Here is a 26,464-nt window from a genome sequence, read left to right as displayed (position 1 = left end):
TTTTCTTTTATTTTAAATTCCTGAAAATCCGTTTCGTTGGATACGCCCTTAGCCATATTTGCAGGACGCAGTAATATTGCATTATCACGTGCTATTGCTGAAAATTATGGTACTTCGCTTGGCGAAGTTACCATCAAGCCATTTTCAGATGGCGAACTGTATGTCAAATATGAGCAGAGCATTCGAGGAGAAGATATATTTGTGGTTCAACCCACAACTCCGCCGGGCGATAATATTATGGAATTGTTACTGTTGCTGGATGCCGCAAAACGCGCATCCGCCAAACGCGTTACTGCTGTGATTCCCTATTTTGGGTATGCGCGGCAAGACCGAAAAGATCAGCCTCGCGTCTCTATTGCCTCTAAAATGATGGCAAACTTGTTAACAGAGGCCGGTGCCGATCGCATTCTGACGATGGATTTACATGCATCCCAGATACAAGGCTTTTTTGATATTCCGGTAGATCACTTGTACGCAAGCCGGTTATTTATTGACTATTTTAGTGAAAATCCAATTGAGAATTTGGTAGTTGTTGCTCCCGATGTGGGGAGTTTAAAAATGGCGCGTTCATATGCCAAGCAACTGGGCGCTCGTCTTGCATTTATTGATAAACGACGCCCAAAACAAAATGTGGCCGAAGTAATGAATATTGTCGGCGAAGTTAATAACAAAAATGTACTCATCGTTGATGATCTTATTGACACGGCAGGTACATTAACAAATGCCGCTTCGGCTTTAAAAGAACGAGGAGCACTCAATATTACGGCTACCTGCACGCATCCAATTTTATCGGGACCTGCATACCAGCGTATCGAGGATTCCCCCATTGATAAATTATTGGTGACTGACACAGTTCCGCTGCGGAAACCATCAAAAAAAATAACAGTATTGAGCGTCGCAGGAATTTTTGCAGAAGCAATACAGCGGATCCACACAAACGATACGATAAGCGCACTTTTTGACGATTAAACTTGCAACCACAAAACACGAAATACTTATTAACGAACGATAATCACCTTTGGTGACTTTCTGTTTTCGTGGTAAAAAATAACAGTAAGACTTATGATTACTCCAGAAATTGTTGAACTAGAAGGTAAGAAAAGAGAAACCGGACGTCGTGCCGCAGAGGCATTGCGGGATGCCAAGCGAGTACCAAGTGTACTCTACGGGCCCGAAATTGATGAGAACCTACATTTCTCTATTGATGAGCTTGAATTAGAAAAGATCTTAGCAGTTAGTAAACGTCAATTTATTGAAATCTCTATTGACGGTGAAACACAAAAGACACTGCTTAAAGATGTAGAGTTTCATCCCATCACCGACCGGCCTATACACGTAGATTTTTATGCCTTGGCCGATGATCACAAAGTGACTTTAACTGTTCCCATAAAGCTGGAAGGCACTCCTACCGGCGTTTCCGAGGGAGGCGGACGTATTTTCCAGCCTATGCACATTCTTAATATCCGTGTAACGCCTGACCAAATCCCCGGGGCTTACACAGTAGATGTAAGTGAACTTGAAATTGGAGACTCACTGCACGTCCGTGACCTCGAACTCGAAGGTATTATTCCTCTCGATGAGTTGGAGCAAACACTTGTCACAATTCGTCCTCCAAAATCCGAAGCACTCCTCACCTCTTCACTTATTACCGAGGAAACCGACGAAGAAGAACTCGAAGAAGGAGAACTGCCAGAAGGCGAAGAAGGCGAACTCGAAGAAGGAGAATTGCCAGAAGGCGAAGAAGGAGAAGCCGAAGAACCAGGCGAAGAAGGCGAAGCAACAGAATAATTGACCTTAAGACCAGCGTAGTTACTGTATGCCACTAATTATAGGACTGGGAAATCCCGGGCGTAAATACGCTGGTACCCGCCACAATGTTGGTTTTACATTAATAGATCTATTGGCTGATTCGTTATCAGCCCGACTGGGGCCCGGCAAGGGCCCTTTTCAGGTGGGAAAGGGAAATCATGCCGGCCATCCCCTTTACCTGATGAAGCCGACAACATATATGAACAACAGCGGTGAGGCCGTAAAACAAGCTGTTGACTGGTACAAAGAAGATGTTAATAACTGCCTGGTATGCTATGATGATCTGGATCTGGAGGTTGGGACCATCCGGATAAGACCAAGTGGCAGCGCAGGAGGACACAACGGTATTAAGGATATTATTCAAAAATTGGGTACGAACGCTTTTCCACGTTTACGAATCGGGATCGGAAATGACTTTCCAAAAGGACAACAAGTGCAACATGTGCTCTCCCCTTTTTCGGACGATGAACAATCCGTTCTTACCCCAACACTGGACGAGGCCGTAGATGCTACCCTTTGCTTTATTCGCGAGGGTATCGATCAGGCTATGAACAAGTTTAATTGATCAATTACTAACGCTTACAATTAACCAATCAATAATATGGATACTTCAACTTTAATAACCTACTTGGTTCCCATCGCGGGAGTCATTGGCTTATTATATACATTTTTTAAATCATCTTGGGTTTCTAAACAAGATGTAGGAACCGAAAAAATGGCCGGTATTAGCTCCCATATTCAACGCGGAGCAATGGCTTTTCTTAAAGCAGAATATAAAGTACTCGCTATTTTTGTAGCTGTTGTTGCTGTGCTCTTGGGATGGAGCGCCGACCCGCAACTTTCCAGCTGGATGGTAGCTATTTCCTTTGTACTCGGGGCTATCTGTTCGGGACTAGCCGGGTTTATCGGGATGAGAGTAGCAACAAAAGCCAATGTTCGAACTACACAAGCTGCTCGGTCAGGTCTAAGTAAAGGATTGAATATTGCCTTTGCCGGCGGATCTGTAATGGGACTTGGTGTTGTAGGTTTAGGCGTACTCGGTCTCGGTGCACTCTTCCTTTTCTTTGGTGATTATTTTGGTGTGGACACAGCTGAAAGCGTTAAGCGCGTACTGGCTGTTGTCACCGGATTTTCTTTCGGTGCTTCCTCTATCGCCCTTTTTGCCCGTGTAGGCGGTGGGATTTATACCAAGGCCGCCGATGTTGGAGCAGACTTAGTAGGTAAAGTTGAAGCAGGTATTCCTGAAGACCATCCGCTGAATCCCGCTACTATTGCCGACAATGTTGGAGACAATGTAGGCGATGTTGCCGGAATGGGTGCTGACCTTTTTGAGTCGTATGTAGGATCTATTATTGGCGCCATGGTACTCGGCGCTGCTTTTATAGGGCTTGACGGGTTTGCAACAGCCAATGACTTTGGCGGTCTCAATGCCGTACTGCTTCCCCTCGTACTGGGCGGAGTCGGAATTTTGACCTCTATTCTCGGGACCTTTTTTGTACGCGTTAAAGAAGGCGGTAATCCACAGTCGGCGCTGAATATTGGTGAATTTACTTCAGCTATCGTCATGTTAATTGCCTCCTATTTTATTATTGACTGGATGCTGCCTGCAAGCTGGACTTTTAACGGCATCGAATATACGCCACTCGGAGTATTCTGGGCCACCATTTTTGGTCTTGCTGCGGGATTGATGATCGGCCTAATTACTGAACACTACACCGGAACAGGCACTAATCCTGTAAAATCTATTGTAGAACAATCTGTTACCGGATCAGCCACCAATATTATAGCCGGCGTTGGGGTGGGCATGATGTCAACAGCTATTCCCATCGTGATTATTGCCGCAGCCATTATTGGTGCTTATCACTTTGCGGGATTATATGGAATTGCCATTGCCGCTGTAGGTATGCTTTCCAACACCGGAATTCAGCTGGCCGTTGATGCATACGGGCCTATTTCTGACAATGCTGGCGGAATTGCAGAAATGTCAGAACTGCCCGATGAAGTACGCGAACGCACTGATAAACTCGACGCTGTAGGAAACACCACGGCAGCCATTGGTAAAGGATTTGCCATTGGCTCTGCAGCCCTTACCGCCCTGGCACTTTTTGCTGCATTTATTACTTCTTACGAAGCAGTAAATCCTGGTGCTGATATTTCCATTAGTGTAACGAATCCATATGTAATGGCTTCGCTCTTTATTGGTGCAATGCTTCCTTTCCTCTTCTCTGCACTTTCTATGAATGCAGTAGGACGTGCAGCAATGTCAATGATTGAAGAGGTGCGCCGACAGTTCAATGATATTCCAGCTCTGCGCGAAGGACTTGACGCAATGAATCGTAACAAAGGCAAGAAGCTGGAAGAATGGTCAGAAGAAGATCAGGCTATCTTTGAAAAAGCAACCGGGAAAGCAGAATACGAGAAGTGTGTAGCAATTTCTACCACAGCTTCGCTCCGTGAGATGGTCGCACCAGGCGTACTAGCTGTATTGGTTCCTGTTGCATTTGGCTTTCTCGGTGGCCCTGAAATGCTCGGCGGACTCTTAGCAGGTGTTACCGCATCAGGAGTATTAATGGCACTGTTTCAATCTAATGCCGGTGGTGCTTGGGATAATGCCAAGAAGATGATTGAAGAAGGATATGAAGTGGACGGCGAAGCACTCGGCAAAGGCTCTGATGCGCACAAAGCAGCCGTTGTCGGTGATACCGTTGGTGATCCATTCAAGGATACCTCCGGTCCTTCACTCAACATTCTGCTCAAGCTGATGTCCGTCGTTGCTCTTGTTATTGCAACAATGATCTAAGCTGAACAGAGATAAAATTCTTAAGCCCTGTCCCGATTTTCGGGATGGGGCTTTTTTGTTTTGTGTTTATTGGGTGCTGCGTATTGCGTACTTTACAATGCTTACGCAATACAAAATAAGCAAACCCCATATGGACATTTTTAAACTCTTCTTTAATCATGACCAGCGTCTCGATAAATTGGCCAAACGCAATGCCAATAAAACTCAAGAAGAAATAGAAGCCTCGCTGGATGACTTTATGGAGCCTGATCTTACCTACTCTAAATTTTATATCACTGGTACACGGCTCAAAGATGAACAGTTTGGACTTAGTACACTATCAAAATATGAGACTGTCATTGAACAACTGAATAGAGCATTTGAAGATCACACAATTTATACCAATAGCGGATCTAAGCCGTCTCTGAATCAAGCAATAGAAACTATCGCAATCGGAGAGGTTCTGGTTATCAGTAAATCCAGGAATCAAGAATATAATTTTGACACTCTTGAAATTGATGAGGAATCAAATGTGGGGCACAAAAAAGAAACCCTTAGCAAAGTGCTTAAATCCGGTGCTTTTGTAATATACAAAGAGCAGGCCCACCACGGCTTTGACCTCCACCTGTTTTCGATGGAAAATATCTATCCCGATCTTTTTGAGGTATTACAACCACTAGTTCAAGAAGATTTCCGGTTCTTCAGCATCAATAGTAAGCGCATGGGATCGGAACGTCATTTCTACTTTGAAACCTGGACGCTGAAAAACCCGCCTCACGGAGCAGAAGAGGTGTTTCAAGAGACCGTTTTATGAGGTAATAGGTGAGATAACAGACCTAAAATGTAAGACGTAATATATGAGGCAATTAACAGTCTCCCACTCCCCACTATTTATGTTTCCCTCTTTATTCTAAATGACTGACAATCAATAAGCGATCACTGCTTTCCGGGTCAAAATCATTGCCTTTGTAATCTCCATATACATGATCAATATGTAAACCGTGATCGGTCAACTGCTCTTCAAACCACGATAAGTCATAGAGTTTTACACGCTCGGCATATTTTTTGGTACCCTCTACCTTATCTCCAGAAAAGGTAATCTCTTTAAAGATTGAATTATCCTCAATATAACGCTCAATGTCATAATGTATCCCCTGGAATTCTCCGCTGTCTACTGGTTGAAAATGGTGGCGAACGTGTTGAGCATTCATATAATCCAGTACAAATATGCCACCCGGATCCAACATCTGTTGGACACTCTCGAGCACAACAGCATTTTCATCATCAGATTCAAAGTAGCCAAAAGTAGTAAAAAGGTTTACAATGGCATCGAATTTTTCGGGCAGTGGATTTCGCATGTCTCGAACCTCAAATCGGATATCAGAGAGCTCCAACTCTTTTGCCTTTTGGCGGGCCGTAGCGATCGCCTGCTTCGATAGGTCAATACCGGTAACACTATATCCCTTTTGATTTAAAGTAATAGCATGGCGCCCGCGACCACATCCCAAATCCAAAATTGAGGAACATTCCTCAAGAGGCAGAGAGTTTTCCAGCAAAGCCACAAGCTGTGCTGCCTCCTGTACATCTCTGTTTGCATATAATTTCTCATAAAGGGGACTATCGAACCACTCTTCAAACCAATCCATTGACAATAATTATTTATTACAAAATTTTCGGATTTAATATACGAAATCGATTAACCTGATATAAATAAGACAAAATGTGTAATTAAAATTTTTAAAATTATCTGCTTTTATTTATTTATTGCTTAACAATGTTAAGTAAATGATTTTTATTTTATATTAAATTCACCTTTTTGAATTTTATTCCATAATATCTAATAATTCAATCTAAGGTAATACTAACAATAGAAGTTTGTTTCACCGCGTTTTCGGGGATACTAATCACCTTCAAATCATCGAAATACGCAATATCTCAAATTTGTCCGATTAACTTTCTATCAAATCCATAGTTCTATGAATAGATCGACACCTATCAAACTGTTAAGCTTTTTTATGATTGCCATGCTTTTGGGAATGGCTCATATCCCGGCTACAGCAAAAGCCGAACTCGACAATGCTGATATCCAAATTTCCGGTACTGTTGTGGAAGCCGAATCAGGTGAACCGCTCGGCGGGGTCAACGTCCGCGTTAAGGATAAAGTCATCGGCACCTCTACCAATGCAGATGGTGAATTTTCACTATCAGCAAGTGTAGACCCTCCGCTTGTATTGGTCGTAAGCATTATTGGATTTCAAACGCAGGAAATCACTATTGAAAAAAACTCTGTTTCTGATCTTAGAATAGAAATGCAAGAAGCTTCCGTTCTAGGTGACGAAGTTGTAGTTTCTGCTTCCAGGGTCAAAGAAAATAGGCTGGAGGCACCTGCAGCAATTGAAAAAATTGATGCTATCGGTATACAGCAATCGGCTTCTCCCAGCTTTTATGAGTCATTGGCTAATTTAAAAGGCGTAGATTTTAGTACGCAAAGTATTACCTTTAACTCTGTCAATACGCGTGGTTTTGGTGCTAATGGTAATAACCGTTTTGTCCAGCTTATTGATGGAATTGATAACCAAGCTCCCGGACTCAACTTTCCCGTGGGTAATGTGGTTGGAATTTCAGATATTGATTTGGAAAGTGCTGAACTTATTCCCGGCGTGGCCTCGGCTCTGTATGGGCCTAATGCCATTAACGGAATTTTGCTGCTTAAAAGTAAAAGTCCGTTTGACTATCAGGGACTCACCGTCAACGTGACCACCGGTGCTAATCATGTAGATTCCCAGGTAGAAGACCCATCAATTTACCAAGATTATTCACTACGGTACGCTGATGTTATCAATGACAAACTAGGGTATAAATTAACGTTCTCGTATCTACGGGCCCAAGATTTTGTTGCCCAAGATACCCGTGACCGTAGCTCTGCAGCACAAGGTATTGTAGAACGAGGAGCAACTTCGCGAAACGGCAATCGTGTGTATGACGGTGTGAATGTATATGGACAACCACTCTTAACCGTTGGAGGCGTAGCTGATCAGGTTATTGCCAATGGCGGCCCCCAAGCTGCGCAACTTTCAGCTATCCGCTCATTACTGCCCGATGGCGAAGCCGGAGCCTTTACTCCAACCGGTTTTACTGAATCATCTTTTGTTGATAATACTGCTAAAAGCCTGAAATTAGGCGGAGCTCTTCACTATCGGCTAACCAATGATCTTGAGCTCTTGGGCCAATTTAATTATGGAAAGGGAAGCACGGTTTACACCGCCAATGACCGTTTTGTGCTTGATGATTTTAGCATTTGGACAGCAAAAACAGAGCTTACAAGTAAAAATTTCTTTGTTCGCGCATATATGACACGTGAGGATGCCGGTAATACGTACGCTGCTAACACGATGGGAAGCCTTATTAATTCTGAAACATTTATCCCCGCTTATGTAGGTGCCTTTGCAAATGCCCGAACTCAGGGAGCCACGGTTGAACAAGCCCACGCCCAGGCACGGGTAAAAGGTAATCAGGCTCAGCCCAAACCGGGTACTCCAAAGTTTCAAAATCTATTTAATCAATTTAGGGATACCCCTATTTCGCAAGGTGGAGCAAAATTCCTGGATGAATCTGGTCTTATTCACGCTGAAACCCAGTATAATTTCGCTGATCTTATTGATCCGTCTAAAATCGAAGTCATTGCCGGCGGTAATATAAGGCGATATGATCTAAAGTCAGATGGAACCCTCTTTGCTCTCAAAGACAATGGGGAAGAATTTAATATAGACGAGTTTGGCGCTTATCTACAGCTTTCAAAAGATATCCTGGATGAAAAACTCGACCTTCAGGGTTCTATTCGATATGATAAAAACGAATATTTTGAGGGACAACTGTCACCCCGTATTTCGATGGTTTACACTATTGCCGGTAATCACAATATCCGCGGTTCATTCCAGCGCGGTTTCCGCATTCCCACAACTCAAACCCAGTTTATTGATCTGGATGTTGTTGACCGTCGCCTGATCGGGAGCAATCCCAAACTTCGGGAACGGTATAATTTCGAGTCTAATACAGTATATTCCACTGAAAGCATTCTAGCCGCCCGTAATGCACTAGACCAGGGACAAAGTGCCTCTGCTGCGCGTGGCCTGCTAGAACCCGTGCAATTTGAAGACCTTAAAACTGAAAAAGTAAGCACCTACGAGGTAGGATATAAATCGCTTATTGCCGACCGCCTGCTTGTTGATGCTTATTATTACTACAGCTCTTATTCTGATTTTATTGCCGAAATTGACTTTACACAAGCTATCCCCAATGGTTTACGACAAGATCCCGGTTCTTTTGATCCAAATAGCAATAGCGGACAAGATGCCATCATCAATCAAACCGTACCTACACAACGCTACGGATATGATGTAAACGCAGATGGCACAGTGGAATCACAGGGATTTGCCGTTGAGATGGAATATGCACTTAACGGAGGCTACAAGATTGGCGGTAATGTTGCCTACAACGATCTAATATCCCAAGAGGATCTTACCCAACAGGGATTCCGCGCAAGCTATAATACCCCTGAATGGCGATATAATTTAAAGGTCGAAAATCGTAAGCTTACCGATAATGTAGGCTTTAATGTAGTATATCGCTGGCAAGATGCCTTTCTCTGGGAGTCTTCTTATGGTTCCGGCATTGTAGATTCCTATGGAACACTTGATGCGCAGGTGAGTTACACCCTGTCAAAATATAATACGCGCATTAAATTAAGCGGGAGTAACATCCTCAATCAAAAATATACTACGTCGATTGGAAACCCGCGAATCGGCGCTATTTACCTGCTTTCTTTCACATTTGATCAATTTCTGAACTAATATCTACAACTATGAAATCTTTTCTAAAAACTACGTTATTTATTATCGGCGCTGCGCTCTTCATCTCTGCATGCGAAGGCCAGACTGATTCCTTGACTAACGATCGCCTCGAAGAAAATCCTGTACCTGACCAAGTTACAGCTGATGCAGGAGATGCCGATTTTTCTAACTATGTAGCTATTGGTAATTCGCTGACAGCCGGCTTCATGGACGGCGCACTCTATAATCTGGGACAACAAAACTCCATCCCCGCCCTACTGGCAGATAAGCTGTCGCTGGCTGGAGCACCCGATGAATTTAATCAGCCTGACATTAACTCGGAGCGGGGTTATAACCAATCTGCTACTACGCAGGGAGGTCCTATATTAGGCCGATTTAAGCTCGATACCCAAGCTGAAGCCCCATCCCCAACATTAGACGGGGAACTGCCAACAGCATTTACCGGAGACAAAAGCGCACTGGATAACTTTGGTGTACCGGGCATTACAGTAGGCCAACTGCTTACATCAGCTACCGGCGGTCCAGACGATCCATCTAATCCCGCATTTAACCCCTATTATCAACGTTTCGCATCTGCACCGGGCTCTTCTACCATACTTGAGGATGCCATCAGCACTCAGCCCACATTCTTTACACTCTGGATTGGCAACAATGATGTACTGGGATATGCCATTAGCGGTGCATCAAATCCTGCTATACTTACCTCTAATTCTGACTTCCAAACACGATTTAACGGCGTAGTTAACAACCTGATGGGAAACACACAAGCAAAAGGAGTAGTAGTCAATATTCCGCCATTCCTGGGTCTCCCCTATTTCCGAGCCGTACCATATAATGCCATAGAATTGGGATCAACAGAAGCCCAACAGCTTGACCAGAAATTTGACCAACAGCTTAACCCTGTGCTTGATGCAGTAGCAGCTAATTTTCCACATACACAGGCCGAAATAGACGCCCGAAAAGTTCATTACCAACAGGGCGCAAACCCTATTTTAGTGAATGATCCCAGTCTTGACGATCTGGAAGATGAGTTCGATCAACTACAATCAATGAATGTCATCACTGCTCAAGAAAGAGCAGCACTAGTACCTTATGAACAATCACGCCCGTTAACTGTTGTTAATGGCAAACCCGAACTTGTAACCTTGCCAACAGGTTCTGCTCTGGGACAAGAAGCAAACCCATCGAACCAACGTCCGGAAACAATTGGCGTTATAACGCCTTTGGGATATCAGCCAGCCAGCGTACAAGAACCCCTTCCCTGTACCCAAGCAGCAGGTGATGAATGTTACCTAACCCTGACCGAGCAACAACAAATCGAGCAAAAACGCGGAACATTTAATGGATACATTCAAAGTGCTGTAAACTCATACGGTAACCGATTGGCCCTATATAACACCAATGCACCGAAAGGAGCTTTTGCTGATATGTTTGGCCTTGCACCCGGCGACAGTCCGGGCATTACGGTTGACGGTGTTGATTTGGCTCCCGATTTTTCTCCCGGTGGAGTTCTATCACTGGATGGGATCCATCCTAATCCCCGGGGTAACGGTATCCTCACAAATGAAATCATTACCGTTATTGAAAATGAATTTAACGCCAACATTCCAAAAGTAGATGTACTAAATCTACCGAGTGTACAACTTTGTGACGGTAATTGTGTGAGCCAGCAAAGCGGAGGATCATAACCGTATAGACATTAATTATCTTTAGGAGGCAGATGTTATAATGACATCTGCCTTTTTTATTTACCAATCTGGGATTCCTTGCAGTGGTTAAAATGGCACTGCCTTTCAATTACTCACTTGGCTGAAATTAAAATTACGGTACTATCTCTCTTAAAAGATGCCAGTACGCTATCTCAATTAGCAACGCTTGAGCAATTAATCAAAATCCCTCCCTGCCAAATTTCGAATACCTGAATGCAGTTTGTATCTTCCGCTGAATTGAAAAAATACTTTATACATGAATTTCAAATCAAAACTTGGCAAAGCCATTGGTCAGGCAAAATCCACCCTTTGTGTGGGGCTTGATCCTAATCTTGATTTACTTCCAAATGCAATCACCGACAAAGAGATTCCACCGGCTCAGCAAGTTGAGCAATTTCTCAAAACGGTAATTGATGTCACCACCGAACATTGTGCCGCTTACAAACCAAATCTCGGCTTTTTTGAGGCTTTGGGCAGCGAAGGGTGGACAACATTTGGAAAAGTTTTATCGCATATTCCCAATGATAAAATTGTCATTGCCGATGCCAAGCGCGGCGATATCAGCTCTACGGCAGAACACTATGCCAAAGCATTTTGGAACCGTAAAAAAATAGATGCCCTTACTCTTAACCCGCTAATGGGCTTTGAAACACTGGATCCTTTTCTTAAAGAGTCATCTAAAGGAATTTACGTACTTGCGTTGACTTCCAATCCCGGGGCGAAAGATATTTTGCTTCGTAAGCTTTCATCCGGACAAACAGTATCAGAAGTAATTGCAAATCAGTTGAAGGAAAAACAACGAAAAAGCGATACTTCTATTGGCATGGTTGTGGGCGCAACAAAAGCTGAGCAATTAACACCCGTAATCTCATCCTTTCCCGAAGCACCATTACTTATTCCGGGTGTGGGTAAGCAAGGGGGGTCCATCAATGCCCTTGCCAATACGCTAGAGAATCACAATGGGCTCCCGCTCATCAATTCCAGCAGAAGCATTATTTATGCCGGCAACGATACCGCAAATTGGCAACAAGATGTTGCTGCATCAGCCGAAAATCTTAAAAATAAATTAGCCCCTATTACCCAACGATATGTCTAAAAAAACTCCAAAAACGGTCATTGTATTCACGGATGGTGCCTGCAGCGGAAACCCAGGTCCCGGCGGATGGGGCGCATTGCTACAGTGGAATGGCGAGGAAAAAGAGCTTAGTGGCGGAGCATCACACACTACTAATAACCGTATGGAGATGCGCGCCGTCATCGAGGCGCTGAATGCCCTTAACCAACCATGCACAGTTAAAATTCACAGCGACAGTGCGCTTATTGTTAATGCTTTCAAACAGGGATGGATTGACGCATGGCTAAAACGCGGATGGAAAAAAGCTGATAAAAAACCAGTTGAAAATCGGGATCTTTGGGAAGAAATACTTGATGCCATGAAACCCCATACTGTAAAATGGATAAAGGTAAAAGGGCATTCCGGAAATGAGCGGAATGAGCGAGTAGATCAGTTGGCAGTAGAAGCCTCAAAGAAATTTCAGTAATATAAAATTTAACGTTTTCTGGTTACGTTAAGTTTTAGGCTTTCTATCTGCTTAAACTTGCAAACGGTTGCAAGTTCATATCTGCATACATCCCTTGTTCGGCCATTATGTGACCGGTTATAGCTATCATTGCTGCATTATCGGTACAGTAAGCTAACTTGGGGATATAAAGCTCAACACCTTGTTCAGCCGCAAGCTCTTCTGCTTTCGATCGAAGCATGGAATTGGCTGAAACCCCTCCCGCTAACACTATTGATTCTACCTTTGTATGCTCCACTGCATTACGCAACTTTTTGACCAACACATCAGTAATTGCACGGGATACACTGGCACAAATATCATTCAGGTGATCATCTAAAAATTGTTGGCGGTCTTCCTGGTCCTCCAAAAAATATTTAACCGCAGTCTTGAGCCCCGAAAAACTAAACTCAAAATTATTGTCGAGCATAGCCTGGGGGAAATCATGAAAACGGGAATCTCCATGCTGAGAACGTTTGTCAACTTCCGGTCCCGCTGGATAAGGCAACCCCAGCAGTTTACCAATCTTGTCAAAAGCTTCACCAGCCGCATCATCACGCGTTTGCCCCAGCAACTGGTGATCAAAAGTATCTTTGACATGCACAAGTTGGGTATGTCCACCGGATACTGTAAGTGATACGAACGGATAATTCGGGGTATCATCTATGAAATTGGCATAAATATGCGCATCCATATGATTAACACCCAAAAGCGGTATATCTCGTGATAAACATACTCCCTTTGCAAAACATAACCCGACTAACAGCGATCCCATCAAGCCCGGCCCCTGTGTCACAGCAACGGCGTCAACATCAGAAAGAGTGATACCTGCTTCATCAATCGCTTGCTGTACAGTCCGCCAGATCGTTTTATGATGGGCACGGGAAGCCAGCTCTGGCACAACTCCACCGTACTGCTCATGCACCGCCTGAGAGGCTATAATATTTGATTGGAGCCCATCATCGGTATAAACAGCGGCTGCTGTTTCGTCGCAAGAAGATTCGATACCTAAGATATTCATAATTCGTATTGCATAGTGCGTATTAGTGGCAACTGCAATGAGTGTTATCTAAGATAAGAAAATACACATTACTTACTACGCAATACTCAGCATCCGTTCGATAGGTAAATGAGCTCTCTTAGCTAACTCTTCAGGCACTTTTACTTCGTGCTGATCATATTTAAGCGAATCATGCAGCTTTTCGAGCGTAATCATCTTCATATATTCACAAACTGCATCTTCGTTGGCAGGATGGAATTTTTTATCGGGATTCTCTTTGCGCATACGGTGCAAAATGCCGGTCTCTGTAGCTACTACAAATTCATCCGAATCGGATTTCTGTGCCTGCTCCAGCATTCCGCCGGTAGAGTGGATATGTCCATCTTCACAATCAAAATACATGGCAGATTTCATCATACATGAAGTAGAACAGCCACACTCGGGATGAATCAGCATTTCAGCTTCGGGATGTTCCTCTTGCTTTTCGGATAGATTCACTTCCCCGATTTTTTCGTGTACATGACATGCACCGTCCCAAATGGTAAGATCACGTCCGGTAACCATTTCGACATATCCACCCAAGAATTTATCAGGCAGAAAAAGAATTTCTTTTTCCTCAGAAATACTATTTACTACATCAACGGCATTAGAAGAAGTACAACAATAATCAGATTCGGCTTTAACCGCAGCGGTAGTATTTACATATGAAACAACCACCGCATCGGGATGTTGAGCTTTCCATTCGCGAAGCTGCTCAACCGTAATGCTGTCGGCCAACGAACATCCGGCATCCAGATCGGGAATCAGCACTCGTTTATCCGGAGCAATAATAGACGCCGTCTCAGCCATAAAATGGACGCCACAAAATATAATTACATCAACGTCTGTATCCGCCGCCTGGTGCGCTAGTTGAAGTGAGCTGCCGAGAAAGTCGACCGTATCCTGTACTTCGGGCACCATATAATTATGGCCCAAAATTAGAGCATTGCGCTCTTCTTTTAGTTTTTGAATCTCATCAACGAGTTCTTCTGTCTTTGTCTTAGTAGCCATAGTTAAACTATTTTTGAACCTTCTTTTAAAAAATTTCTTGTAATTGCTGACTAATATCAAAAGCCGCAACCGAATGTGTTAATGCTCCTACAGAAATAAAATCTACGCCAGTTGCAGCCACTTTCGCCACTGTTTCAAGCGTAATACCACCAGAAGCTTCAGTCTCGGCAGAATCTCCAACTAAGTGTACTGCTTCGGACATCTGATCAATATTCATATTGTCTAACATAATAATATCAGCTCCGGCATCAAGGGCTTCCTTTACTTGATTAAGAGTTTTGGTTTCTACTTCAATTCGTATCTCTGGATTGTTGGTTCGTACGTTTTTAACTGCTTTTGCAATATCTCCGGCGGCAACAATATGGTTATCCTTGATCATCGCTAAATCAAACAATCCCATCCGGTGATTCCCCCCACCTCCTGCCGCAACAGCATATTTATCCAGCGTACGCAGACCCGGCACTGTTTTACGGGTATCTAAAATTTGGGTGTCATATTCTTTAACTGCTTCAACATATTTCCGGGTGATCGTCGCGATGCCCGATATCCGCTGTACCAAATTTAGTGCAATGCGCTCAGCCGTGAGTACTGCTCGTGCCTGCCCCTGTATTTTTACAATATCTGCTCCCGGTTTTATTAAAGAACTATCTTCTACCACCGGATACCATTCTAAATTACTATCCAGCTTCTGGAATACCATACGCGCAACAGGCAATCCGGCCACGATGCCTTCATCTTTTGATTGCCAAACTGCCTTAGCTTGTTTTTGCGGATTGACGATGGAATCAGTTGTCACATCTCCACTACGAATATCTTCTTCAAATGCTCGGGCAATGAGTGTTTCTAATGCCTGCTCGTCAATATTATGTACTGCTAATTCCTTCATACTTTATGATACAAGCTGGGGATTTTCTTTTTGATACTCGATATGCGCTTGGCTATTACTCGGGGAAGTAAAGTCACTGCGCTGATGCACACCCCGGCTTTCTTGGCGCTGAAGTGCCGCAGATGCAATCATTTCTGCTATGTGTAGCATTCCTCGTGCCCGTATTCCATAATATTCATGCTCATCTGAGAAAAGACTGCTCTGTATATTACGAATCGCCTGCAATGCTTTTCTCATACCTTCTGCGTGACGTTCAATGCCAATATATTTAGTTAATAATGCAGATACTTGCTGTTGTACATCCGAAAATTGTTCAGCAAAATGATCATCAATATCAAAAGAATGAGGGGAAACCATACTTGGTTTTTCTACTCCCCAACTTGCTGCATGGTCAACAGCCCGCTTGCTAAACACTAAACATTCGAGTAACGAATTACTAGCCAATCGATTGGCCCCGTGTACACCATTGGCGGCCACTTCACCACAGGCATATAATCCATTAACTGAGGTCTTCGAATTCAAATCAGTAGCTACACCTCCAATACAATAATGGGCGGCAGGAGCTACAGGGATACCCTGTTCAGTAACATCAATACCTTGATTAGCAATCTTTTGCAATAAGTTTGGGAAATGATCTCTAAGCACATCCGCATCGAGATGACTTACATCCAGCAAGACGTAACTCTCATCCTGCTTATGAATTTGATCTAATATTTGTCGTGCTACTACATCACGGGGTGCCAACTCTTTTTGAGGATACGCTCCCATAAACCGTTCACCGGCTTGATTATACAAACGAGCTCCTTCTCCGCGCAAAGCTTCACTAATTAAGAAGCTAGACCCCTCCTCGGCATAAAAGGCGGTAGGATGAAATTGAATAAACTCTAAATCCCGCAGTACCGCTCCGGCATTATAGGCCAACCAGAGTCCATCTCCGGTGGAAGTATGGGGATTTGTGGTCCGACTATATAATCCCGAATATCCGCCGGAGGCTAAAATCGTCACCGGACTTTGAATCGTTATCAACTGATCCTGTTGATATAAATAAGCTCGTGCTCCGGAACATCTTTCTCGATCTGTTAAAATCTGATAAACGAAAGCTTCTTCCAGAATGCGAATATTCGATTTTTTGCGAACACGCTCAATCAAAAATTCGACCAATGCCTTGCCTGTCGCCGCACCGTTGGCATGAAGTACGCGCCGATTGGTATGCCCGCCTTCGAGGCCAAGATCAAGGTGACCGTTCGTCCGATCAAAAGGCATACCTTTATCAATGAGCTGTTGTACCTGCCGGGCCCCTTCTTTGACGAGTACATCCACAGCTGATTTGTTACAGAAATTACGACCAGCTGCCAAGGTATCTTCTTCATGACTTTGAAAACTATCGTCATTATTTAATACAGCTGCGATACCTCCCTGAGCCCAGTAGCTACTACTTGTTTCTAGGCGCGATTTGGTCACGACCGTAACGCTACCGTATTCGCTGGCATGCAGGGCTGCATGCAGGCCTGCGGCTCCGCTACCGATAACACAAAAATCTGTTTCGAGGGTAGTGCTGTTCACTGAAAAAGTATTGGCCAAAATTTAACTGAATATAAGAGTTTAGCATCAACACACCTAACATTTTGATACCAATCGGTCATTACAAAGTAAACCCTTGAAAACCGCGATCTATCTGCAGCAAAGCTACTGATGCAAACAGAAAAATAATAAAAAAAGCCTCCCACCGCTATGGTGGAAGGCTTTTTGTTAATATCAGCTGAAACTAATTATCCGTTGTCTTCTTCCTCGTCGACAACTTCAAAATCAGCATCAACAGCGTCTTCATCTTCTTCGTCAGCTTCCTCAGACTGTGCTGATTCGGCTCCGTTATTGGGTGCCGCACCAGCCGCTGCTGCGCCGGCAGGTCCGCCGGGTCCGGCTGCTCCGGGTCCTGGTTGACCTTGTCCTTGTGCAGCATCCTGATAAATTTCCTGAGAAGCCTCAGACCATGCGTCATTCAGTTCTTCCATTGCATCATCCAGCTCCTCAACTTTTTCTTCCTCATGGAGCTCTTTCACTTTCTCAAGTGCGGCTTCAATCTTCTCTTTGTTGTCATCGGAAATTTTATCTTCATGCTCATCAAGCTGCTTGCGTGTAGAGAAGACAAGGCTGTCAGCTTTATTCAGCTTCTCAGTACGCTCACGAATACGCTCATCTTCTTCAGCATGTTCTTCGGCAGCTTCTTTCATATCCTCGATCTCTTCTTCAGACAATCCGGAAGAAGCCTCGATACGGATGCTTTGCTCTTTACCTGTACCTTTATCCTTGGCACTAACATCCAGCACACCGTCGGCATCAATATCAAAACTTACCTCAATTTGAGGTACGCCTCGAGGTGCTGGCGGAATACCGTCCAAGTGGAACCGGCCGAGCGTTCGGTTGTCTTCCGCTTTGGCACGTCCACCTTGCAGAACATGAATTTCTACGCTGGTCTGGTTATCAGCAGCAGTAGAAAATGTCTCTGTCTTGCTGGTTGGGATGGTCGTATTTGCCTCAATAAGTTCTGTAGAAACGCCGCCCAGTGTTTCAATACCAAGCGTAAGTGGCGTAACATCGAGGAGTACTACATCATCTACATCGCCAGACATTACACCTCCCTGGATGGCAGCACCAACTGCAACAACCTCATCAGGATTTACTCCCTTACTTGGGTCTTTGCCAAAGAAATCTTTGACAACTTCCTGAATCTTAGGAATGCGGGTGGATCCGCCTACCAAGATAACTTTATCAATATCATTTTTACTAAGGTCGGCATCGTCGAGCACTTGTTGGCAGGGATCTAACGTTTTCTCTACCAAATCATCAACCATTTTCTCAAACTCAGAACGACTGATGTCAATATTCAAGTGTTTGGGACCAGAATCAGTGGCAGTAATAAACGGCAGATTTACATTTGTCTTCTGTGAATTTGAAAGCTCAATTTTAGCTTTCTCCGCCGCATCTTTTAATCGTTGCATAGCCATCGGATCTTCGCGAAGGTCAATACCTTCTTCTTTCTTGAACTCGTCGGCCAAGTGGTCGATCAAACGAGAGTCGAAGTCGTCACCGCCGAGGTGTGTATCTCCGCTGGTGGACTGTACTTCGAAAACGCCGTCGCCCAGTTCCAGAATCGAGATATCAAAAGTACCACCACCAAGGTCGTAAACGGCAATGGTCTGATCCTCATCCTTCTTATCAAGTCCGTAGGCAAGTGATGCAGCTGTAGGTTCGTTAATGATACGTTTTACTTCAAGGCCAGCAATATCGCCCGCTTCTTTAGTAGCCTTTCGCTGCGCGTCATTAAAGTATGCAGGAACGGTAATTACCGCTTCTGTAACATCTTCACCCAAATATTCTTCGGCGGTCTGCTTCATTTTCTGCAGTATCATTGCCGAAATTTCTTGGGGTGCATATTCACGGTCATCAACTTGAACACGTACCGTATCATTGTCACCTTTTACGATTTCGTAAGAAGCCTGATGAGCCTCTTCTTTCACTTCATCATAAAACCGTCCCATGAAGCGTTTAATCGAAGAAATTGTTTTCTCCGGATTAGTAATTGCTTGTCGTTTAGCAGGTGCACCAACCAGTCGTTCTCCTTCTTTGGAAAAAGCGACAACCGATGGGGTTGTACGACCTCCCTCAGAATTTTGAATAACGGAGGGTTCGTTCCCCTCCATTACAGCAACGCAGGAGTTGGTGGTACCTAAGTCTATTCCTATGATCTTTCCCATAATAGTTATCTATTATTTTTTATTAGTTGTTAATTTTTTCTGTTCAATTCTTGTAAGATCCCGAAAAGATACTGAGCAAGCTCAGCACTCCGGCCCGGGATAGCATATTTAAAGTCACTTTATCGGGATGGAGGTTGAATCATTCACCTCATCCGATTTGGCCATGGTGATTTTAAGTACACCATTTCGAAAAAGAGCATCTGTTTCTGAGGTATTTACATTCTCGGGCAAAGCAAAAGACCGTGAAAATACACCGACGGAACGCTCCTGCCGGCGAAAAGTCTCATCGTCATCAAGGTCTTCAACCCGTTCCCCTTTAACCGTCAACACATGCTCTTTAAGCGCAATATTAATTTCTTTTTTGGATAAGCCCGGTAAGTCCAGCTTAATCACATACGTATCGCTGCTTTCAATGATATCACAGACCGGGGAAAAATCGTATCCTTGGTCTTCCAGTGGAACAATTCGTTCTACAAAGTCTTGGATATCATTCCCCAATTGGGTCAGTTGCTTTTCGATATCAATGGTAAATTCATTCATAAGCTTATCCGTCAATTTATGTTCACTATTATATGAGCAATCACAATGCCAAGTTTGATAGGCTGGATATATTTATGACGTATTGGCATTATTGCGTCATGAACAAAAAGTATTTGTCAGATTTGCGGATATGCTTACCAATTCGTCAGCAATTGCAGGTCATCCCAAAAGTTGGGATAAGAGATATCTGTACAGGCGGCATTGCTTATTTGCGACGGTTGCTCTCCCATCAGACTCAATACTGCGGCCGACATAGCAATACGGTGATCATGCTCACTGCTAAAGCTCCCTTGCTGCGGAGTAAAATCAGGATTACCATGAATTTCGATACCATCCTCAAATTCCATAAAACTGGCTCCTGCTTTTTTCAAAATATCGGACAGAGCCGCCAAGCGATCAGTTTCTTTATGGCGAAGTTCCTCAGCCCCGGTTATTTTTGAAGTCCCATCTGCAAACAGCATAGCAACAGCCAGAATAGGGATTTCATCAATACAGTTAGGCACCATCTCTTTTGTGATATCAACAGGCTGTAACTGCGATGAAGAAACAGTAATATCAGCGACAGGCTCTGCTCCTTCCTTTCTTCTATCAGAGACCGTAATTTCGGCATTCATGTTCTTCAATATTTCCAGCGCGGCATTTCGTGTGGGATTCATACCCACCGCCTTCATCGAAATTTTTGCTTCGGGATGAACGGCCCCGGCCACAAGCCAAAATGAAGCTGCTGAAAAATCATTTGGGATACGATACGATTGTGCCGGTATATTATCAGCACGGGAAGAGTGAATAATTTTTTTATCCTTCTGCTCTTGGATATCAAGCTGTAATAGCCGCTCTGTATGATCCCGGCTGGGCAAGGTTTCAATAACAGTTGTGGGATCATCCCCAAACAAACCAGCCAATAACACGCATGATTTAAGCTGTGCGCTGGGTATTGGCAACGGAAAATGCAATGGTTGTAGTTTACCATTACGCTGAATATGCAACGGGGCAAAATCGCCATCGCGGGCATCAATCTGTGCCCCCATATCCGTAAGCGGATCGATAATACGCTGCATCGTTCGGGACGAGAGCGACTTATCCCCAATCAGCTGGGCAGTGGTACCCGCACCGGCAATAATGCCACTAAGCAGACGCATAGTGGTACCGGAATTACCACAATCTAAATCTTCATCTGGGGATTTTAGTCCATCACGACCTACGCCCTCTACTTTAATACTGTGATCCTTCTCTTGAATATTTACCCCCAAGCTACGCATACAGCAAATAGTGCTGTGTGGATCAGCGGCGGTCGAAAAATTGGTGATCGTTGAATGCCCCTGATGCAACGAAGCAAAGATAACCGACCGGTGCGAAATAGACTTATCGGCCGGCAAACTCGGCGATCCTCTGAGAACTGATGCAGGTTGAACTTCTTTATCCATACTACTCTTCATTCAATAATTTTCGAGCCTCTCCAGCCTGCGGTGTATCGGGATAATTATCAACTAACGTATTGAGCGTTGAGCGCGCTTCCCCTTGTTTATTTAATCTGATATAGCATTTTGCCTGATTGAGCATAGCTTTAGACACCCATCCATCAAATGCTTTATACAACACATTAACATCAGCATAGGCTTTGACCGCCTTTTCATAGGACTGCTGCTGTTGAGCAATCATCCCCAGTAAGTACTGAGCCTCGGCACCAACTTCGGTAGTATTTGATTCAGCAACCGTGGACAAAAGATTACGAGCCTCGCTATAATTATTTTCTTGGATCTCCACTTTTGCCAACCCTACTTTAGCAGGATCGTAATTCGGATTTGTATCCAGTGCTGTCTGGTAATATCCACCGGCTTGATCGGTATTCTCCATCTGCAGCTGTGCGTTGCCCATACCAATATTTGCTTCCTGCTGATATTTAGCTCCTTTCTGCGAAAGCTGTTTAAAATAGTCAAACGACTGTTGGTAATTGCCTCGGCGGGATGCTATGGCTCCCAATGATGTTAAGGCTGAAGATGACCGCTCAGAATTAGGAAAGTCAGACACAATAATCTGATATTCCTGTACTGCTTTCTCAACCTGACCGGTTTTTTCGTAGGCATTTGCCAGGTTAAAGTGGGCATCCGGCTGTAGTTCTTCACTGTTGGTAATCCGCAAGTACTGTTGAAATTCTTTGATGGCTCCTTTGTAGTCGCCGGTCTGCATACGCGTATCAGCCTGACGAAATCGAAGGCGATCAGCCATCGAGCTGCGTGGATTATCAGCTAAAAAATCTTCTAACACAGCTGAACTGGAATCTGCCTTCCCGCCGGACAGCTGCGCATACTGGATGCCATTCACGGCTTCAATGATGTATTCGCTTTCGGGATATTTTTCCATTACCTCCTTGTAAGAGGAAATAGCCTTTTCATAGTCCCCGGCGTTGTAATAGGCATCTCCGATATTATATTGCGCACGAGCCGCCCAGGATGTGTTGGGATATTTATTAATGACTGTTTGGAACTCCTCAACGGCACGCGAATAGTTTTCCGTATTCAGATAAATATATGCAATATTATATTGCGACTGCTGGCTAAACTGGCTCTGGGGATAGATGCGTAAAAACTTGCGGAACGTTTTTACGGCTTCATAACTCTTCTCTGCCCGGTAGTAGCTGTTTGCAATCTGAAACATTGCATAGTCGCCCCCGGGTTCGGCACCAACTGCTTTCTGATAATTTGAAATAGCCTCAGAATAATTACCTACGGCATAGTAGGAATCACCAATACGAAGCTGCGTGTCAGTATCATAGGGATAAAGTGCCTCTTCGGGCGGTTCATAATTTTCTCTAAAAGTCTTAAAAGGCTGTATCGCTTTTTGATAATTTCCCATCTTGAAATAGCTCCATCCAAGGGAATAATGCGCGGGACCCGCTAACTTATGATCGGGATAGCGCTCGATAAAAGCTGCATACTGTGAGCTGGCTGGACCATAATGTTTCATGTTATAATAAGAATCGGCACTCCAAAACAGCGCTTCTTTTCCCAAATCAGTATTTGGCGCATTATCATAAATTTTCTCAAAAGCTGACTGTGCCGGCTCATAAGCCTGATTGCTATACTGTACCCATGCCTTTTGAAAACGAGCCTGCCGCTTAATAGCATCATCAACATCAGTTACTTTTTCTGCTTCATCAAAAGCCTGTAATGCGCGGGTGTACTCCTTATTAGCAAAATACGATTCCCCGAGCAGCGTAAAAATTTTGCTCTTCCATTCAAGGGATTCATCACTGCGAACCAGCGGAAGCAGCACCTCTATAGCCTCGGAATATCGACCTACTTCATAAGCGGTAACCGCCCATTCGTAGTAAGCTTTTTCTACCCAAAAACCTTTCTTAAAACGATCACCAAAAGTACGAAAACTCTCAAGCGACTGCCGATAACGAGAACCTAGCTTCTCATTTACAGCCTTATAATACAGTGCCTTGCGTGATATCTTTCCTGATCCTTCGGCTGCTTTCCCAAACTCATCAGAAGCCCAGTGATAAATCTCCTGCTTGTGATATACCCATCCCAAGCCATAATGTGCAGTATACTCTTCATCCGTTCCTTTTGTACGATTGATATGCTGTAAATAATAGCTTGAAGCCTGGTCGAGCTTGTTCAAATAATTATAACTTTCAGCAATCAAATAAACCGCTTTAGTTTTAAGATCCCCTTCTAAATTTGGTAGTGCATCCTTAAAAGCTGTAATCGCTTCTTCATACCGTCCCTGTTGGTAATACGATTCGCCCAGTGCCGTCCCCACACGCCGGGTCATTTCATTATTGGGATATCTTTTTTTCAGGGTCTCAAAAGCTACGGTAGATGAGTCATATTTATTTTCACTCAGGTATAATCGCCCTCGTGCGTAAAGTGCCTTAGGTGCCCACTCCGACCGAGGATATTTATCAGCAAGCTCTAAAAAGTGATTACGGGCTTGCACATTTTGTCCATTCTTTGCCGATGCCTCGGCCAGCCGGTAATAAGTGCGAGCTCCAGCCTCATCATTTAACCCCAACTTTATTGCTCGTTGGTAGTGTTCTATAGCCTGACCATATTGGTCATTATTCTCCATCCGGTTTCCCAGCTCAAAAAGTAATTGAGAAGTAAACTGCGTTCGAGGATAGCTGCGTATGTAATTTTCGTAATAGGTTCGAGTATTAACCGAATCCAGATATGCTTTTGATCGGGCCAGATAAAAACCTGACGACGAACGTAGATTATGATCTTTTTGCTGATTCACAAAAGTATCAAACGCATCTGCTGCTTCTTCGAACAACCCGTTTTCAAAAAGTGTAAGCCCCTTTTCATAATATTCTACCGAAGAAGATTGTATATCCTGCGCCTGCAACGAGAGAGAAATGAGAACTGAGCACAAAAGACAAAGAATCGAAAAAATGCGCTTATATATCATTTTGAGGAAAACCTATTGGCGTTCTGCGTTATTACTGAATATACCAAGAATTGTCATTTTGTTCCCTAATAAAAGAAAGGATCTTAAAATTACAAATCGATTACATATCAATGTAGTTGAGAAGTTCGTCGGCACGTTCCTCTAAATCTTCCCCAAATACTGTACTGCCCGATTGTGTAATCACCGAATAGTCATATCTGCGAAGAGCAGCCGCCACGCGAGATACATCTTTTACGTTCAGCTTAAACGAAACTTCAAACTGCTGGTCATTTTGATCGGGCCGCTCCACAGTAACACCTAAAATCTTGGCATCCTCTGTTTCGATGAGCTGTACTATTTCTGAAAGAGAAAAATTAATACGATCCAATTCTACAGTTATTACAGATCCATACTCAGCCAAATTAAGCATGCGGGAAAGTGACTCCAACACCTGTTGCTTCATCATGAAACCCTGAAACGTCCACTCCTGGTCAACCACTGGCAATAAGCGTACCTCATACTGCAGCATCAGTCGAGCAGCCTCAAAGATATGCTGACCTATATAAAATTTAACAGCCTCATCAAGTTCTAGGTCAGAAAGTAGCTGGTCGGAATCCTGTTGTTCAAGATACGATAATGAAACCTGCCCTATTAATTTTTGGGTAGCTTTATTGACTACGGGCAACGTAGTCACCTCTCTTTCCTGCATCTCTTTAACAACTTCTTCAACCGTATGAGTACCGGTTAAAGGTTTTTCATCTGATGTTATGAGAGAGTTATTTACCAGCATATTATCCTGCGTTTGTTTATCTATACAACCGATTCGGCCGATTCGTTATTGCCAATCATTGACTGCAGACGCTTTAAATCGGTTTTGTCTATACTAAAGGTAACTTTTATATCGGAACCCACATACTCTTTTTCTAAAATTTTCGCTTTGCGATGCAAAAAAGCAACGCCTTCGTACTTAGCTGCAGGAATTTGCTCCGTGGTCGTTACATAGTCCTCTTCTATAAGATCCTGAATGTGCTGTTCAAGTTCACCGAGGCCAATACTACGTTCCGCCGATACAAAAACGGCATCGGGATAAGCGCGCTTCAATTCAGTAATACGATTCGGCTCCAGAAGGTCGATTTTATTAAAGACAAGCAAACTTTTCTTTCCGTCAACGTCCATGTCCGCAAGCGTATCTTCAACTACTTCAATATAATCTTCAATTAAATGTGAAGAAACATCAACGACGTGTAACAAAATATCGCATTCCCGTACTTCGTCGAGCGTCGATTTAAAACTTTCTATCAAATCGTGCGGCAATTTACGAATAAACCCAACGGTATCGGAAAGCAGAGCATCATGATTGTCGATCTCGTATTGCCGAACAGTGGAATCAAGCGTAGCAAATAATCGATTTTCGACCAGTACCTCAGTTTCAGTAAGTGTATTCATCAAGGTGGACTTGCCGGCATTCGTATATCCCACCAGTGATATGCGCACTTTGTCGGAACGTCCCTTGCGCTGAGTTTGGCGCTGCTGATCAATTTTGTCAAGCTTATCTTTGAGCGTAGCGATACGCTTATCAATCATACGGCGGTCCATCTCAATCTGAGTTTCACCCGGCCCTCGGGTACCGATACCTCCTTGCTGGCGTGATAAGTGTGTCCAAAAACGGGTTAACCGTGGACGTAAATATTGTAACTGTGCCAGTTCAACCTGCGTTTTAGCTGCCGCTGTTTGAGCCCGGCTTGCAAAAATATCTAGTATTAGCCCACTGCGGTCCAACACCTTACACTTAGTTTCTTTTTCAATATTTCGAATCTGAGTGGGAGAAAGGTCATCATCAAAAATTAGCGTTGACGCCTGCTCTTCAGATGACATTGTTTTTAACTCACGAAGCTTTCCGGATCCTACATAGGTAGAAGGATCGGGATGCATGCGATTCTGCAAAACTTTATCAACGGCCAATCCACCCGCGGTACGAGCCAACATTGCCAGCTCATCAAGATGTTCTTTTGCTAATACTCGAGGCGTTTCAGGACCGTAGATTCCCACGAGCAACGCTCGCTCTTCAGCAATTTTAGAATGTTCTATCTCTTCAAACAAATGTGTACAGGTAAAAAGTTAACATTATCTAA

General features: G+C 43.8%; 20 protein-coding genes. 9 read left to right on the top strand and 11 right to left on the bottom strand.

Annotation, left to right across the window (positions count from 1 at the left end; translation table 11 throughout):
* Positions 1 to 36: 36 nt before the first annotated feature.
* The 5 genes from LX73_RS12355 to LX73_RS12335 all read left to right on the top strand — a co-directional run bounded on the left by LX73_RS12355 (position 37) and on the right by LX73_RS12335 (position 5,402).
* Positions 37 to 969: a ribose-phosphate diphosphokinase gene (locus LX73_RS12355; RefSeq protein WP_148899833.1), complete on the top strand. Its 933-nt coding sequence runs from the start codon at positions 37 to 39 to the stop codon at positions 967 to 969.
* 93 nt (positions 970 to 1,062) lie between these two features.
* Positions 1,063 to 1,788 (top strand): 50S ribosomal protein L25, encoded by a 726-nt coding sequence (locus tag LX73_RS12350; protein ID WP_148899832.1) that lies wholly within the window; start codon positions 1,063 to 1,065, stop codon positions 1,786 to 1,788.
* A 28-nt stretch (positions 1,789 to 1,816) separates the two neighbouring features.
* Positions 1,817 to 2,374 (top strand): aminoacyl-tRNA hydrolase, encoded by a 558-nt coding sequence (gene pth / locus LX73_RS12345; protein WP_148899831.1) that lies wholly within the window; start codon positions 1,817 to 1,819, stop codon positions 2,372 to 2,374.
* Between the two features lie 36 nt (positions 2,375 to 2,410).
* Positions 2,411 to 4,609: a sodium-translocating pyrophosphatase gene (locus LX73_RS12340; protein WP_148899830.1), complete on the top strand. Its 2,199-nt coding sequence runs from the start codon at positions 2,411 to 2,413 to the stop codon at positions 4,607 to 4,609.
* 130 nt (positions 4,610 to 4,739) lie between these two features.
* Entirely contained in the window at positions 4,740 to 5,402 is a 663-nt protein-coding gene (locus tag LX73_RS12335; protein WP_148899829.1) for a hypothetical protein, read from the top strand.
* A 91-nt stretch (positions 5,403 to 5,493) separates the two neighbouring features.
* On the opposite strand, the gene LX73_RS12330 is transcribed toward LX73_RS12335, so the two are convergent.
* Positions 5,494 to 6,234, bottom strand: coding sequence for an SAM-dependent methyltransferase (locus LX73_RS12330; RefSeq protein ID WP_148899828.1), 741 nt, complete (start codon positions 6,232 to 6,234; stop codon positions 5,494 to 5,496).
* A 330-nt stretch (positions 6,235 to 6,564) separates the two neighbouring features.
* Here LX73_RS12330 and LX73_RS12325 point away from each other — a divergent pair, with 330 nt between their 5' ends.
* The 4 genes from LX73_RS12325 to rnhA all read left to right on the top strand — a co-directional run bounded on the left by LX73_RS12325 (position 6,565) and on the right by rnhA (position 12,688).
* Complete coding sequence (locus LX73_RS12325) at positions 6,565 to 9,438, top strand: TonB-dependent receptor (protein ID WP_246138249.1); 2,874 nt, start codon at positions 6,565 to 6,567, stop codon at positions 9,436 to 9,438.
* A gap of 11 nt (positions 9,439 to 9,449) precedes the next feature.
* Positions 9,450 to 11,126 carry an SGNH/GDSL hydrolase family protein gene (locus tag LX73_RS12320; protein ID WP_148899827.1) on the top strand — a complete coding sequence of 559 codons (1,677 nt, stop codon included), beginning with the start codon at positions 9,450 to 9,452 and terminating at the stop codon, positions 11,124 to 11,126.
* A 277-nt stretch (positions 11,127 to 11,403) separates the two neighbouring features.
* Positions 11,404 to 12,243 (top strand): orotidine-5'-phosphate decarboxylase, encoded by an 840-nt coding sequence (gene pyrF, locus LX73_RS12315; RefSeq protein ID WP_148899826.1) that lies wholly within the window; start codon positions 11,404 to 11,406, stop codon positions 12,241 to 12,243.
* A complete protein-coding gene (gene rnhA / locus LX73_RS12310) occupies positions 12,236 to 12,688 on the top strand; it encodes a ribonuclease HI (RefSeq protein WP_148899825.1) in 453 nt (150 codons plus the stop codon). The genes pyrF and rnhA overlap by 8 nt, the downstream gene beginning before the upstream one ends.
* Before the next feature lie 43 nt (positions 12,689 to 12,731).
* On the opposite strand, the gene tsaD is transcribed toward rnhA, so the two are convergent.
* The 10 genes from tsaD to hflX all read right to left on the bottom strand — a co-directional run bounded on the left by tsaD (position 12,732) and on the right by hflX (position 26,432).
* Positions 12,732 to 13,727: a tRNA (adenosine(37)-N6)-threonylcarbamoyltransferase complex transferase subunit TsaD gene (gene tsaD, locus LX73_RS12305; protein ID WP_148899824.1), complete on the bottom strand. Its 996-nt coding sequence runs from the start codon at positions 13,725 to 13,727 to the stop codon at positions 12,732 to 12,734.
* A 75-nt stretch (positions 13,728 to 13,802) separates the two neighbouring features.
* On the bottom strand, positions 13,803 to 14,756 hold the full coding sequence (gene nadA / locus LX73_RS12300) for a quinolinate synthase NadA (RefSeq protein WP_148899823.1): 954 nt from the start codon (positions 14,754 to 14,756) through the stop codon (positions 13,803 to 13,805).
* Positions 14,757 to 14,781: 25 nt separating this feature from the next.
* On the bottom strand, positions 14,782 to 15,642 hold the full coding sequence (gene nadC / locus LX73_RS12295; RefSeq protein ID WP_148899822.1) for a carboxylating nicotinate-nucleotide diphosphorylase: 861 nt from the start codon (positions 15,640 to 15,642) through the stop codon (positions 14,782 to 14,784).
* 3 nt (positions 15,643 to 15,645) lie between these two features.
* Complete coding sequence (gene nadB, locus LX73_RS12290; RefSeq protein WP_170245691.1) at positions 15,646 to 17,205, bottom strand: L-aspartate oxidase; 1,560 nt, start codon at positions 17,203 to 17,205, stop codon at positions 15,646 to 15,648.
* 206 nt (positions 17,206 to 17,411) lie between these two features.
* Positions 17,412 to 19,397 carry a molecular chaperone DnaK gene (dnaK, locus tag LX73_RS12285; protein WP_148899820.1) on the bottom strand — a complete coding sequence of 662 codons (1,986 nt, stop codon included), beginning with the start codon at positions 19,395 to 19,397 and terminating at the stop codon, positions 17,412 to 17,414.
* Between the two features lie 114 nt (positions 19,398 to 19,511).
* The gene (locus LX73_RS12280; protein ID WP_148899819.1) at positions 19,512 to 19,937 is read right to left on the bottom strand and encodes an Hsp20/alpha crystallin family protein; all 426 of its coding nucleotides are present in this window, start codon (positions 19,935 to 19,937) and stop codon (positions 19,512 to 19,514) included.
* A 134-nt stretch (positions 19,938 to 20,071) separates the two neighbouring features.
* Complete coding sequence (gene aroA, locus LX73_RS12275; protein WP_148899818.1) at positions 20,072 to 21,361, bottom strand: 3-phosphoshikimate 1-carboxyvinyltransferase; 1,290 nt, start codon at positions 21,359 to 21,361, stop codon at positions 20,072 to 20,074.
* Position 21,362: 1 nt separating this feature from the next.
* Positions 21,363 to 24,353: a tetratricopeptide repeat protein gene (locus tag LX73_RS12270; protein ID WP_148899817.1), complete on the bottom strand. Its 2,991-nt coding sequence runs from the start codon at positions 24,351 to 24,353 to the stop codon at positions 21,363 to 21,365.
* 100 nt (positions 24,354 to 24,453) lie between these two features.
* The gene (locus tag LX73_RS12265) at positions 24,454 to 25,122 is read right to left on the bottom strand and encodes a CBS domain-containing protein (RefSeq protein WP_148899816.1); all 669 of its coding nucleotides are present in this window, start codon (positions 25,120 to 25,122) and stop codon (positions 24,454 to 24,456) included.
* A gap of 20 nt (positions 25,123 to 25,142) precedes the next feature.
* Positions 25,143 to 26,432 (bottom strand): GTPase HflX, encoded by a 1,290-nt coding sequence (gene hflX / locus LX73_RS12260; RefSeq protein ID WP_148899815.1) that lies wholly within the window; start codon positions 26,430 to 26,432, stop codon positions 25,143 to 25,145.
* Positions 26,433 to 26,464 lie beyond the last annotated feature (32 nt).

Origin of the sequence: Fodinibius salinus (assembly GCF_008124865.1) — a bacterium.
GTDB lineage: Bacteria > Bacteroidota > Rhodothermia > Balneolales > Balneolaceae > Fodinibius > Fodinibius salinus.
Note: the sequence above shows the minus strand (reverse complement) of the source record. Positions and strands in the feature narration are given on the sequence as shown.